Raw genomic sequence first — 13508 nt, forward strand, 5'->3', positions numbered from 1 at the left:
AACCGACACTTGATGGTAACAAAACGGCTGAGTTCCTGTCTCTGGATGCTACAGTTGCGCCCCGAACAGGTGCTTCGGGCGCAACACGCGCGCCGAAGGTAAACGGGAAACAGGAAGACGCTCGACGCGTCCAGCCTGTGCTGCCCCCGCAACGGTCCCCATGTCGCCAGACGACATGGCAGCCCGATACCGGCCAGTTCGACTAGCGGGACGCGAGATCGCGCCCCATTCCCGAGAACGACGTGCGGGGTCGCGCGTCATACCGAGGTTATTTCATGAACGCCCGCCTTATCCGGCGCGCCAGTTTGTTCGTGTGGGCCATGCCCACGCTGGCCGCCGCTCAATCTGTTTCCTCCGAAACTCCCGCCTCCTCCCCCGTGCCCGAACTGGGTAGTGTCACAGTCACCGCGTCGCGCGTGCCTGTCGCCAACGACGATCAGCCAGTGCAGGTCTCCGTCCTCACCGAGGATCAAATCCGCCGCAGCAGCGCCACCACGGTGCAGGAACTGCTATCGACGCAGACCGGCATCCATACGATAGACAGCACGGGCGCGGCCGATCAAGCCATGGTCGACATGCGCGGCTTTGGTCTGTCCGGCAGCGGTAACACGCTGATCTTGATCGACGGCGTGCCGCAGAACAATAACGACCTCTCCACGCCGGTACTGGGCGCCGTGCCCTTGTCGCGCATCGAGCGCATCGAAATCGTGCGCGGCAGCGGCTCGGTTCAATATGGCGGCGGCACAACGGGCGGCGTGATCAACATCTTGACCAAGCGCGGCTCGGCCGACGGCGAACCCGTCGCGGCCAGCGTGACTGGCTCGGTGGGCAGCCACCAGCGGCGTCAGGTCGATGCGGCGTTCAGCCTGCAAAACGAACACATCACCGTGGACGCCTACGGCCAGAGCCTGCGCACCGACAACTACCGCGACAACAATCGCGAGCAGCGCGACAGCGGCGGCGGCAGCATCACCTTTCGCCACGACAACGGCCAGATCCGGCTGTATGCGCGCACGATGCACCAGAAACTCGGTCTGCCCGGCCCACGCCTGGTCGACCCGGCAGCAGGCATCAATCAATACCGCGACGACCCGCGCGGCACGTCCACGCCCGACGACTATGTGGATACCCAGACCGACGCGTTTGGCATTCAGGTCGAACAGCGTATCGGTGCGGGCATGCTGTACGCGGAAATGAATCAGCGCGACAAGACGTTGCACGGGTTCACCGGCAGCGCCTATGGCGATATCTGGCGCGATCAGGATCTGGACGAGAGAACCGGTAGCTTGCGCTACCTGCTGCCAATCGCCGAAAAGCACGCGTTGATTGTGGGCGCCGATATGCTGGACAGCGATCTGGACGCATCGAATACGTATTCTTCATCGCCTCTGGCCGACGCCTGGCGCGCGAAACAGCGGCGGCGCGGGGTGTTCGCCGAAGTCCAGGTTCAGGCCACCGAAACCACCCGAATCACGCTGGGCGGACGCCGTCAGTATGCCAATGACGATCTGAAAACGCTGTCCGGCTACGGCGGCAATGCCGACGTGACCCGCCGTCTGGGCGCATGGCAGCTGGCGCTGCGGCAAGAACTGGGCGCGGGCTTCAGCTTCTACGGCAAGGCTGGCCGTAGCTTCCGCTTCGCGAATTCCGACGAGACGCTGTATGTCAGCACGCCGCTACAGCCGCAAACCTCCATGGATAAGGAACTCGGCATACTCTGGCGCTCCGAGGCTTCCAGCGCCCGTCTGACCTGGTTCCGCTACGACCTGACCAACGAGATCCAGTACAACCCCCTGACGTTTTCGAACGTCAACCTGGATCCGACCCGCCGCCAGGGCATTGAACTCGAGGGCGAGCATCAGCTGACGCCTTCCGTCAGTCTGAATGGCAACCTGAGCTGGACGCAGGCCACGTTCCGGTCCGGTACGGCCAATGGCGTTAACCTGACGGGTAACACCGTCCCATTGGTGCCGAAATGGATGGCGAATGTGGGTGCGACGTGGCGGCCGACGGATAAACTGTTCCTCAGTCTGGCGGGCCAATACGTGGGCAAAGCGCGTATGGATAACGATCAGGCCAACCAGTTCGATCATCAACTGGATGATTACTTCCTCGTTAACGGCAAGGTCGGGTATGCCTTCAACAAACATGTCTCTGGCACATTGGCCGTCAACAATCTGTTTGATCGGGAATATGCGACCTATGGCATACGATCGGGCAGCACGGGCGGCAGCGGGTCGTACTACCTGTATCCGGCGTCTGGGCGCACCGTGCTGGCGTCCGTGACGCTGCGCTACTGATGTCGGGACTGCGTCACGCAGCTCCGCGAAGGCATGCACGCTGGTTCGCACTGACGTGCGCGCTCTTTGCCGGGGGTGCCCTGTCCGCGCCCATCGTCGCACCGTCTGGCGCCGTGCCGGCTACCGCCGACGCGACCATTGCGGTACGCGACGATCAGGGCCGCGAGGTCGTGCTGGCGCGTCCCGCGCGGCGCGCGCTGACTGCCGCTCCGCACGCAACAGAGTTGGTCTATGCCGCCGGTGCGGGCGACTTTCTCGTCGGCACGGCGCAAGGCAGCAACTACCCCGATGCGGCGCGCTCGCTGCCAGGCATCGGCACGACCTTGGGGCCAAATCTGGAGATCGCGATGACGCTGCGTCCGGATCTGCTCATCGCTTGGCAGCCCCTGACTCCCGACCGGCTGGGCGATCTGATGCTGCGCCTGAACGTACCGGTCTATTACAGCGATCCTCGCACACTGGCCGCCATCCCCGACGCGGTGGAAACCCTGGGTCGGCTGTTCGGAACGGAATCGAGGGCCTCGGCCGCAGCGCAAGGCATGCGCGCACGGCTCGCGACTCTGACGACCCGCTATGCCCAACGCAAACCGGTACGGGTATTTATTGAGGCCGGCGCGCAGCCGCTATACACGGTGAATCGCGAAAGCATCATCAACGACGCCATCCGGATCTGCGGCGGCGTCAATGTATTCGCGGATGCCGATTTGCTAGCACCGCAGATTTCACTGGAAAGCGTACTTGCCGCCCGACCCGACGCAGTGATAACGAGCGCGATCCATCCTGAAGAGGCCCACGAAAACTTGCGCGCCTGGCAAGCGCGCGGCCTGCCCGCCGCGCAACGTGGCCACGTCTACACACTGGACGCCGACGCCCTGTATCGCCCCGGCCCGCGCCTGATCGATGTAACCGAGCAGCTCTGCGCACACCTGGATAAAATCCGTCACTCCGTAGAATAAAGAAGCCCGCTGCGATTATCATGGTCGTTTCGCCGAGGGTCGTAGACCCGGCGGCCCGCCTTTCAAAATCAGCACGCATCACAATGACGACTCAAGACACTCTGACTATTGCAGGACGCGACTATCAGTCCCGCCTTCTGGTAGGCACCGGCAAGTACAAGGATTTCGAACAGACGCGCGCCGCGCTCGACGCGAGCGGCGCGGAAATCGTCACGGTAGCCATCCGCCGTACCAATATTGGCCAGAATCCGGACGAACCCAGCCTGCTGGACTACGTGCCCACGTCGAAATTCACGTTGCTGCCCAACACCGCCGGCTGCTATACCGCCGACGATGCCGTGCGCACGCTGCGTCTAGCGCGCGAGCTGCTCGACGGCCACGATCTGGTGAAGCTCGAAGTGCTGGGCGACTCGCACACCCTGTTTCCCAACATGCCGGAAACGCTGGCCGCCGCCAAAACGCTGGTCAATGATGGCTTCAAGGTGATGGTGTATTGCACCGACGACCCCATTCAATGCCGCATGCTCGAAGACATCGGCGTGGTCGCCGTCATGCCCTTGGCGTCGCTGATCGGCTCAGGGATGGGCATTCTGAATCCGTGGAATCTGCGCCTCATCATCGATCAGGCCCACGTGCCCGTGCTGGTGGATGCCGGTGTCGGCACCGCCTCGGATGCGGCCATCGCGATGGAATTGGGCTGCGACGGCGTGTTGATGAACACCGCCATCGCCGCCGCCCAGGACCCGGTCCTGATGGCGCGCGCCATGAAAAACGCCGTGCAAGCCGGCCGTGACGCTTTCCGCGCCGGCCGCATGCCGCGCAAACTGTATAGCGGCGCGCCCAGCTCGCCCACCGAAGGTCTGATCACCGCCGCCCCGGCCAACGTACGATGATTCCCGTGCAGGCAACGTCCTCGGGGACGCGTCAGATCCCCAATGCGCTGAGCATCGCCGGGGTCGATCCGTCTGGCGGCGCGGGCGTGCTGGCCGACGTCAAGGCCATGAGCGCGCTGGGCGCCTACGGCTGTGCGGTCGTGGCCGCGCTCACCGCGCAAAACACCCAGGGCGTAACAGCGATTTCGCCCGTCTCGCCCGCGTTTGTCGGCCAGCAGATCGACACCGTGTTTGCGGACCTGCGCATCGATGCGGTCAAGATTGGCATGCTTGGTCAACAGCCGGTCACGCTGGTCGTGGCGGAAAAGCTGGCCAAATGGCAGCCGGCGCATGTGGTGCTGGACCCCGTCATGGTGGCCAAAAGCGGCGATCATCTGCTCGAACGCGATGCCGTCGGCGCGCTGCGCGAGGCGCTGCTGCCGCAGGCGACCATGCTCACGCCCAATCTGCCCGAGGCCGGCGTGCTGCTGGACGAGCGGCCCGTCGAAACCATCAAGGAAATGCGCCGCGTGGCCGAACGCCTGCGCCGCATCATGGCCTATGATGGCCAGCGCTGGGTCTTTCTGAAAGGCGGTCACCTGCCCGGCGACGATACCGTGGACTTGCTGCACGACGGCGATCGCATGATCGAGTTGCCCGGTCAGCGCATCCCGACGCGCAACACCCACGGCACCGGCTGCACCTTGTCCGCCGCGCTGGCGGCCCTGCTGCCGCAGATCGACGATGTCCCCGAAGCCGCCCGGCGCGCCAAGGCCTATCTGGCCGAGGCGATTCGCCATGCGGACCGGCTGCAGGTCGGCTCAGGCCACGGCCCGACGCACCATTTCCATGCGTGGTGGTGAGCCGGCCGTGACCAAACACGCGCGCGGGCATTGTGATGTGCCCACGTTTACACCGAATCAGTACAATGCCCGCTGGTTCTTCCTGAATTCTTCTTCGCTGTCATGAACGCTTCGACCCTGCCTGATGTAGAAAAAGCCCGCTTCAACATGGTGGAGCAGCAAATCCGCCCCTGGGATGTGCTCGATCCCAAGGTGCTCGACGCGCTGTTCGTTGTGCGTCGCGAGCAATTCGTGCCTCCGGCACTGCGCGCGCTGGCGTTTTCTGATCTGGAAATCCCGCTGGAAATCGGCTCGACCAATACGCGCCAGAACATGCTGGCGCCCAAGATCGAAGCCCGTCTGGCACAGGAACTGCAATTGACGCCGACGGACTGTGTGCTGGAAATCGGCACGGGCTCCGGCTATCAAGCCGCGCTCCTGGCTCATCTGGCTCAGCAAGTCACCTCGGTCGAGATCGATAACCGTCTGGTCGCGTTCGCGCAAAGCAATCTGCAGGCGAACAACGTCACCAACGTTAAAGTCGAAACCGGCGACGGCCGCAACGGCTGGGGCACCACCGAATACGACGCCATCCTGGTCACCGGTTCCGTACCCGTGGTCCCGGACGCGCTGAAGTACCAGCTGCGCGTGGGCGGCCGCCTGGTGGTGATCGTGGGTCAAGCCCCGATCATGACCGCCTGTCGAATCACCCGCACTACCGCCGCCACATTCGAGACGGTCAACCTGTTCGAAACCGTGGTCAAGCCGTTGCGCGGGACCACTGTGTCGCACTTCAAGTTCTGACCCGCCTCCATGCGCGCCCGACGGATTGCGACGGCGCTGAGCCTGGCGCTAAGCGCCGGGTGGAGCCTGCCGGCCCATGCGGCCCAGGATCTTTGGCAAACATGGCAAGCTGCGCTAGCCAACGATCCGGTGTATGCGGCGGCGCGCGCGCAGTATCGCGCTTCGATTGAACAGCTGCCCCAGGCGCGCGCCGGCTTGCTGCCGGCCGTCAGCGCCGAGGTGGGCCTGATGTATCAGGACACGCGGGCGACCAACAATCTGTCGCAGCGAGTGCGGGACGACACCTACGCGCCCTGGCAGCTGGTGCTGACGCAACCGCTTTACGACTGGTCGCGCTGGCAGCGTTACGAACAAGCCAAACTCGGCGTGGCCGATGCGGAACTGGCGCTGCAGCAGGCCTATCAGGACCTGCTATTGCGCGTGTCGGATGCGTATTTCGGCATCCTGGCCGCCGAAGACGCCCTGACGGCGACCGAGGGCGAAAAAGCCTCCGTCGCGGCCCAACTAGAGGCCGCGAAACGCAATTTCGAACTGGGCACGGCGACCATTACCGACACATATGAGGCCCAAGCCCGCTACGATCTGGTCGTGGCGGAAGAGCTCCGGTTACAGCACCAGCTGACCGTGCTGCGCGGCGAACTGACGCAGATTATTGGTCAACCGCCCGAAGCACTGGCCGAACTGCCGGCAGATATTGCGCTACCCGCGCCACAGCCCGCGCGCCAGGAAGACTGGACCACGCAAGCCGAAGCGGCCAGCCTTGCCGTCGCGCGTGCCCAGCTGCAAACCCAAATCGCGCAACGCGAAATTCAAATCGCGCGCGCGGGCCACTACCCCACGCTGAGCCTGCAGGCCTCCAGCGGCCGCGCCAGCAACGCCAACCGCCAAACGGCAGGCAGTCGCGCTGCCGACAGTTCGGTGGGCGTCGTGTTGTCGGTGCCGATTTATTCCGGTGGCGGCGTGTCTTCGCAGGTCACCGAGCGTGTGCAACTCGAACAGCGTGCTCGCAGCGAATACCTGGCGGCCCGCCGTCAGGCCGCGCAGTCCGCGCGCCAGTATTACACCGGCGTGCTGTCCGGTCTGGCACGCGTGCGCGCGCTCGAAGCCGGCGTGAAGTCCAGCCGAGCCGCAGTGCAAGCGAACGAAACGGGCTACGAACTGGGGGTGCGGATCAACCTGGACGTACTGGCCTCGCAGCAACAGCTCTACGCCACCCAGCGCGACCTCGCGCAGGCACGCTATACGGCGTTATTAGACGGACTACGACTCAAGGCTGCCGGGGGCATTTTGTCTGAAGCCGATCTGGAAACCATCAACCGGCTGCTACGCCTGCCGCGTCGTTGAAAAGACATGAGGCCAGCAGTCGTCGCAATCACGACACGCCTCGGATCTTCTTTACCAATGACGTCGTGGAGCGTTGAAACTCAAAGGGAATCGCCACTGCGCGGCCACCCCAGGTCTTCACCAACGCCGTCTCCGGCAGCGTTTCCATGTCGTAATCGCCGCCCTTGACGATCAGATCGGGACGCAGCTCGCCGATGAGTTCGACCGGCGTGTCTTCATGAAACGTGGTGACCACGGACACGCAACCCAACGCAGCCAGCAAGGCCGCACGGTCTTCTTCTCGATTCAGCGGCCGATCGTCGCCCTTGCCCAGGCGGCGCACGGATTCGTCCGTGTTGATCGCCACGATCAGCGTCGCGCCCAACTGAGCGGCCTGATCCAGGTAAGTCGCATGCCCTCGATGCAGAATATCGAAGACCCCATTGGTAAAAACTAAGGGACGTGGCAAGTCGCCGCGAGCCACGGCCGCAGCGCAGGCCTCGCGGGTGAGGATTTTGGATTCGAAACGGGCGGATGACATGGCGCGATTGTACGCTGAGGCGCAGCTCACCAAGACGGCCGGTTGCCGCAGCCCACGTGTACGCCGTAGACGATTCGGGCGTTATGGGGCGGCCTATGCGCAGATTGCCTGATAGCCAATCCCAGCCGGCCCCGATGCACCAAATCGTTCCTTATGCCCCGACCGGCACGATAATCGGCCGCGGCTCGCGCGCGGAGATCAGATTCGAAACCTCCTTACGGTAGCGGCTCAGATCCTTGACCGTGTCAAAGCTCCTGCCCAGCAGCTTGGACAGAATGTGCAGAATGCGCGATGCGACTTTGCCTTCCCACACATCGTCGAACCGGATCTGCGAGTCCAGCCAGTTTTCCAGCCAGCCCGGCTCGGGCAGTCGCGACTGCACCGTATCGTTGGGGAACAGGTCCTTGTTCACGTGCAGATTGGTCGGGTGCATGGCCTGCGATGTCCGACCCGCCGAGGCCATCAAGACCCCGATCTTGGAGAAGGACAAGCGCGCCTGCTCGCTGGTCTGCTCGCCACGGTCATGCAGCGCGCGGCGCATGTACTGCAGATACGCGCCAGCATGGCGCGCCTCGTCGCGAGAGATCGTGCGATAGATCTCGCGGATCACAGGCTCGGTGTGCCATTCGGCGGCGCGACGATACCAGTGGTTCAGACGAATCTCGCCGCAGAAATGCAGCATCAACGTATCGAGCTCGGGCGCCGGGTCGAACTCGAAACGGATCTTGTGCAGCTCCTCTTCGGTGGGCACCAGCTCCGGGCAGAACCGGCGCAGGTATTCCATCAACACCAACGAGTGCTTTTGTTCTTCGAAAAACCAGACCGACATAAACGCGCAGAAATCGCTGTCTTCGCGGTTGTCGCGCAAGAACATCTCCGTCGCGGGCAGCGCGGCCCACTCGGTGATGGCGTTCATCTTGATGGTGTACGCCTGTTCGTCCGACAGCTTGCTGCGATCGAATTCGTGCCAGGGGATATCGCTCGCCATGTTCCAGCGCACGGCTTCCATGGTCTTGAAAAGTTCAGGATAAAGCATGTTTTGGCCCTATGTATTCCCGCTCGGGGCGCCTCTGTAGGTAAACGCCGTGTCATCACGGCTCAGTCGCTGTGCGCACATCACGCAAGCGTGTTTATCGCTGTCGCATGCGAAACTGCCGTGACACTGCACGACAGAGTCATGACCGCACACTAACAACTGCTCAGCGAGTCAGCGCCCAAAGGGCCACTCCCACTGCAACCGCCAGCACCGCCGTCAAGGCGACCAACAAGCGATTGTTCTGCTCCTGCGCCTGGCGCAACCGGGTCATTTCCGCGAGCAGGTACGGCGATGTGTCAGGACGACTCAAGCGCTCGTACATCAAACGTGGCAAGGCCGGCAGCGTCTGTGACCATTGGGTTGCTTCCTTGGTCAAGGTTTGCCGCAAGCCTTCCAAACCGATGCGTCGCCGCATCCAGTTTTCAAGATAAGGTTTCGCCGTTTTCCAGAGATCCAGGTTCGGGTCCAATTGCCGGCCCAGCCCTTCAACGTTCAACAGGGTCTTTTGCAGCAGCACGAGCTGCGGCTGAATTTCCACGTTGAAACGGCGCGAGGTTTGGAACAGACGCAATAGCACCTGACCTAAAGAGATCTCCGACAATGGTCGGTCGAAATACGGTTCGCAAACGGCGCGCACCGCGCCCTCGAGTTCTTCTTCGCGGGTATCGGCTGGCACCCAGCCGGATTCGATATGCAGCTGCGCGACGCGACGATAATCGCGATGGAAAAACGCGAGGAAATTCTGCGCGAGGTAGTTCTTGTCGAACTCCGACAGCGAACCGACGATGCCGAAATCCAGCGCGATATATCGACCCAGCGTCTCGGGCTGGTCTGATACATAGATGTTGCCCGGGTGCATATCGGCATGGAAAAAACCATCCGAAAACACCTGACTGAAAAAGATATCCACGCCGCTGCGCGCGAGTTTCGGAATATCGATGCCGGCCGCGCGCAACCGATCCACCTGCCCCACCGGAATGCCATACATGCGCTGCATGGTGAACACGGTGGAGGTCGTGAATTCCCAGATCACTTCCGGCACAATCAGCCAATCGCCACGCCCGGAGGCCGCGTCGAAATTGCGGCGCAACTGACTGCAATTGGACGCCTCGCGCACCAGATCGAGCTCGTCGTGCAGATAGTTATCGAATTCTGCGACCACCTCGCGCGGCTTGAGCCGACGGCCATCGGGGCCGGTGCGCTCGATGATGCGCGCGACCCAGTGCAATAGCGCCAGATCGCGCTCGATCGCCTCGCGCATGCCAGGACGCAGCACCTTGACGGCAACCTCGCGACCGTCGTGCAGCACCGCGAAGTGCACCTGCGCAATGGATGCGGATGCGACCGGATCCACCTCGAAATGCGCAAACAGCTGCGCGGGCGGCGCCCCTAATGCGGCCTCGATGCAGGCGGCAGCCTGAGCCGACGGAAACGGCGCCACGCGGTCTTGGAGCAAGGCCAGCTCGTTGGCGATATCGGCGGGGATCAAGTCGCGCCGCGTCGACAGCATCTGCCCGAACTTCACGAAGATCGGGCCCAGCGATTCCAACGCACGGCGCAGTCGCAGTCCACGCGGGGCTTTGGGCCGGCGCCCCAGACGCAAGGTCCAACGCAACGCGCGGGCGAGCGGGTGATTCAGACTCGATAACGCAAGGTCGTCCAGCCCATACCGGTACGCCACGCCCAAAATACGCAGAATATGCAGGAAACTAAACATCGTCACCCGCCCCGTTGACCGTCGAGTCGCGCCAGGCGCGCTTCCAAGGCAGCCGCCTGCCGGGCGACCTGCTCGCGTTGCTGGTCAAGCTCGGCCAAATCCAGCCGCCACTGTGCCAGTAACGGCGCGCCAGCCAGGGCGCCGCTTTCTTCGGCCAGGTATTCGGATACGTTGCGCCCCAGGCTCGTCACCGCCGCGCGTGCGCTCTCGCTCAAGACGCGCGCACCCGCCATCATCCGTGTCGCGGGGATATCCCCCACCAGACGCGATAACTCGTCCTCCGGATCCCAGCGCAGCTTTTCAGCCAGCTCGGCCACCACGCGGGCCAAGCCAGCATCGCCCTCGATGTGCGTGGCCTCGACCACATCGGGCTTTTTTTGCCCGGGTAACAGGCCCAGCGGATTGAACTTCGCCGGGTCCACGGTCAGGGTGACATCCGGCACCACTGCCGCATCCGCCTGATCCGCATACCCTTCGCTATTGATGGCCAGTCCGGTGACAAAGCCGCCCAATGCAAAGCGTACCGTCTTGCCCGCGTGGCGTGCCAGACGTTCACGCGCCCAGTCTTCGCGCGACAGCAAACGGTTCAGCGTACGGACGGCGACCTGCGACGGAGTAGGCAGTAGAGAAAAAGGCAGCATTGTCTGAAGCGGGCTCACGAAGGTGCAACGCCTGAAAAACAGAGATACCCGCAGTTTACCGGGTCGGCGACTTCATGCCTCGAATCGGACGGATCGCCGCAAAAAATAAGGAGGGCGCCGCCATGGCGGCGCCCCCCGTGGAAGGCTAGAGAATATTCGGGCAGCAGCATGGCCATGCCCTAGCAATTGCCATTCCCAGCGTGGGCCGTGCATCGCGCATCGACCCACTCGCGCAACCGATCAGCTCGCGTATTCCACCGGAATCTGCTGAATGCCAGCCAGCAGCCAGCCGCCTTGTTGGGGCTTGAACAGGTTCCAGACCTCTTCGAAGCGGAACGCCTCGGTGCCCGGCGCCTCGCGCAGCATGCCAGAGAAGCGCACGCTCGCCAGATGGCCGTCGGACACGGTCTCGATACCGAGCAATTCGGCATTGAGCAGCACAACCTCGGTTTTGTTGGGCGTCGCGCCACGTTCGGCCAGCTGCTGCTTGAGCTCGGAGATCAGATCGTCGGTGAGGTACTCCTGCAGACGGTCGGTGTCGCCGCTATCCCAGATCGCCTGGATTTGCACGAACTGCGCCTTGGCGTTTTTCAGGAACGTCGTCTGATCGAAGTCGCCTGGGATGAACCAGTTGTCGCTATCGCCAGCCGCCGGCACGGAGCTGGGCGCGGCGGCCGAAGGAGCCGCTGCGGGGGCAGCCGGAGCCGCCGCCGAGGGCGACAGCGATTCACGCCACATGGGCTGTTGCGATTGGCCTTGACGGGCGTTGTTCGCGCCATACGCACCCTGCATGGCCGGGCGCGCGCCACCACCACGCAGACGGCGCACAATGAAGATCACGGCAAAGATCACCAACGCGATCAGCAGCATGCTGGAGAGCGCCTCGGCAAACGCGCCCGACAGGCCCATATGCGACAGGAGCGCGGCAATCCCCAGACCGGCGGCGATACCGGCGATGGGGCCTAACCAACGGGACATGCCGCTTTTAGCAGCCGTGCCAGCCGCAGCGGTGCCTGCAGCGGCAGCCGGTGCGGCGGCGCGATTGGTCGTGGTCGATGCGGCCGGCGGCGTGGTCGCCTGACGCTGCTGCATCACATTGGTGGACTGGCGACCTACGCTGGCGCCCCCGCCCGCGCGGCGGGCTTCGGCGTCAAAGGATACGACCAGCATGGACGTGCTCGCTACCGCGATCAGCGCGGCGGCGATAAACCGGGAGAATCCGGATCGAGACATATATGGTGACTCCTGACAAATTCAGGGCCCGATTAGAACCCTGTCCGCCGGCTCCCCGCGAGGCAGCCGGCTTTTCTGAACGCTTCCTGACAGAAAGCTGAATGTACACAGAATAACGGACTCGCCGGCGATCGACAAGTACGAATTTTTGGTCGGTTTACGAGGTATTTGAGGAGTGACGTTAAGGCTCGGGCTCGGGCACTCGTCATCGACCTGGCTTTCGCGTCCCGCCTGGCCATGCAGGCAAGGCCGCGTCGGGTGCATGCGTCACGGCTTGACGCGGATGAGGGGGACACAATCCGGCAGGCCCCTCGCCAAGTCGCCTCAGCCGTACGCCCTTGACCAGATCACTCCAGCCGCACGCCCTCGTGCAAGGCGACCACGCCCGCCGTCAAATTGAAATACTGCACGCGATCCAGACCCGCCGTGCGCATCATGTCGGCCAGCGTATCCTGATCGGGGTGCATACGGATCGATTCCGCCAGATAACGATAGCTGGCTTCGTCGCCCGCTACTTTTTTGCCCAGCCACGGCAGGATATTGAACGAATACCAGTCGTACGCCGGCGCCAAGGGCTTGGCCACGCGCGAGAACTCCAGCACCAGCAATTTGCCGCCCGGTTTCAGCACGCGGCGCATTTCCGCCAATGCTTGGTCCTTATGCGTCATGTTGCGCAGGCCGAACGCCACGCTCACGCGGTCAAAATAGCCCGACGGGAAAGGCAGCTTTTCTGCGTCACAGACCGCCGTGGGCAGCAGCAAGCCGGCATCGGTCAGCCGATCGCGCCCGACTCTCAGCATGGAATCGTTGATATCCGTCAGCCAGACTTCGCCCGTCGGCCCCGCGCGGCGCGCGAATGCCTTGGCCAGGTCGCCCGTGCCGCCCGCGATATCGAGCACCTTCATGCCGGGGCGCACCGCGGCGCGGCCGATGGTAAACGCCTTCCACACACGATGCAGACCGCCCGACATCAGGTCGTTCATGACGTCGTAGCGCGAGGCCACCGAATGGAAGACCTCGGCGACCTTGCGTGCCTTTTCGCTTTCGGGAACCGATTGAAAGCCAAAATGGGTGCTGGTCGAATCGGAAGAAGAATCAGGTTGTTGTTGCATAGTCATAGCCCGGTATATGCCGCAATGGTAGCCGATCGAGGCCCGTCACAACAGAAATGGCCGCCCGCGACGCGATTCGTCACATACCTGAAATATTACGGCCATACTATCGTCACGTTCGCGCTCACGCG

The 13508-nt window shown here is 63.1% G+C and carries 12 protein-coding genes and 1 riboswitch; of the genes, 6 read left to right on the plus strand and 6 right to left on the minus strand.

Annotated elements, in window-relative coordinates:
- The first annotated feature begins 50 nt into the window (after positions 1 to 50).
- Positions 51 to 212, plus strand: a riboswitch (cobalamin riboswitch).
- 63 nt (positions 213 to 275) lie between these two features.
- The 6 genes from GOQ28_RS09670 to GOQ28_RS09695 all read left to right on the plus strand — a co-directional run bounded on the left by GOQ28_RS09670 (position 276) and on the right by GOQ28_RS09695 (position 7118).
- Positions 276 to 2300, plus strand: a complete 2025-nt coding sequence (locus GOQ28_RS09670; RefSeq protein ID WP_160356302.1) for a TonB-dependent receptor — start codon at positions 276 to 278, stop codon at positions 2298 to 2300.
- A complete protein-coding gene (locus GOQ28_RS09675) occupies positions 2300 to 3256 on the plus strand; it encodes a cobalamin-binding protein (protein ID WP_160350876.1) in 957 nt (318 codons plus the stop codon). Before GOQ28_RS09670 ends, GOQ28_RS09675 begins: the two co-directional genes overlap by 1 nt.
- Positions 3257 to 3339: 83 nt before the next feature.
- Entirely contained in the window at positions 3340 to 4149 is an 810-nt protein-coding gene (locus GOQ28_RS09680) for a thiazole synthase (RefSeq protein ID WP_160350875.1), read from the plus strand.
- On the plus strand, positions 4146 to 4991 hold the full coding sequence (gene thiD / locus GOQ28_RS09685) for a bifunctional hydroxymethylpyrimidine kinase/phosphomethylpyrimidine kinase (RefSeq protein ID WP_160356303.1): 846 nt from the start codon (positions 4146 to 4148) through the stop codon (positions 4989 to 4991). Before GOQ28_RS09680 ends, thiD begins: the two co-directional genes overlap by 4 nt.
- A 102-nt stretch (positions 4992 to 5093) precedes the next feature.
- Positions 5094 to 5774, plus strand: coding sequence for a protein-L-isoaspartate O-methyltransferase family protein (locus tag GOQ28_RS09690; protein ID WP_160350873.1), 681 nt, complete (start codon positions 5094 to 5096; stop codon positions 5772 to 5774).
- A 9-nt stretch (positions 5775 to 5783) separates the two neighbouring features.
- Complete coding sequence (locus GOQ28_RS09695; protein ID WP_160350872.1) at positions 5784 to 7118, plus strand: TolC family outer membrane protein; 1335 nt, start codon at positions 5784 to 5786, stop codon at positions 7116 to 7118.
- Between the two features lie 28 nt (positions 7119 to 7146).
- On the opposite strand, the gene rfaE2 is transcribed toward GOQ28_RS09695, so the two are convergent.
- The 6 genes from rfaE2 to ubiE form a co-directional block, all read right to left on the minus strand.
- The gene (rfaE2, locus tag GOQ28_RS09700) at positions 7147 to 7638 is read right to left on the minus strand and encodes a D-glycero-beta-D-manno-heptose 1-phosphate adenylyltransferase (RefSeq protein ID WP_160350871.1); all 492 of its coding nucleotides are present in this window, start codon (positions 7636 to 7638) and stop codon (positions 7147 to 7149) included.
- Between the two features lie 151 nt (positions 7639 to 7789).
- On the minus strand, positions 7790 to 8674 hold the full coding sequence (locus tag GOQ28_RS09705) for a ferritin-like domain-containing protein (RefSeq protein WP_160350870.1): 885 nt from the start codon (positions 8672 to 8674) through the stop codon (positions 7790 to 7792).
- A gap of 163 nt (positions 8675 to 8837) precedes the next feature.
- Positions 8838 to 10391: a ubiquinone biosynthesis regulatory protein kinase UbiB gene (gene ubiB, locus GOQ28_RS09710; protein WP_160356304.1), complete on the minus strand. Its 1554-nt coding sequence runs from the start codon at positions 10389 to 10391 to the stop codon at positions 8838 to 8840.
- Between the two features lie 2 nt (positions 10392 to 10393).
- A complete protein-coding gene (locus GOQ28_RS09715) occupies positions 10394 to 11032 on the minus strand; it encodes a ubiquinone biosynthesis accessory factor UbiJ (RefSeq protein WP_160356305.1) in 639 nt (212 codons plus the stop codon).
- A 240-nt stretch (positions 11033 to 11272) separates the two neighbouring features.
- A complete protein-coding gene (locus tag GOQ28_RS09720; RefSeq protein WP_160350867.1) occupies positions 11273 to 12265 on the minus strand; it encodes a Tim44 domain-containing protein in 993 nt (330 codons plus the stop codon).
- Between the two features lie 347 nt (positions 12266 to 12612).
- Positions 12613 to 13383: a bifunctional demethylmenaquinone methyltransferase/2-methoxy-6-polyprenyl-1,4-benzoquinol methylase UbiE gene (gene ubiE / locus GOQ28_RS09725; RefSeq protein ID WP_160350866.1), complete on the minus strand. Its 771-nt coding sequence runs from the start codon at positions 13381 to 13383 to the stop codon at positions 12613 to 12615.
- Positions 13384 to 13508 lie beyond the last annotated feature (125 nt).

Source organism: Bordetella sp. 02P26C-1 (genome assembly GCF_009763255.1).
Classification (GTDB): Bacteria; Pseudomonadota; Gammaproteobacteria; order Burkholderiales; family Burkholderiaceae_B; genus Bordetella_A.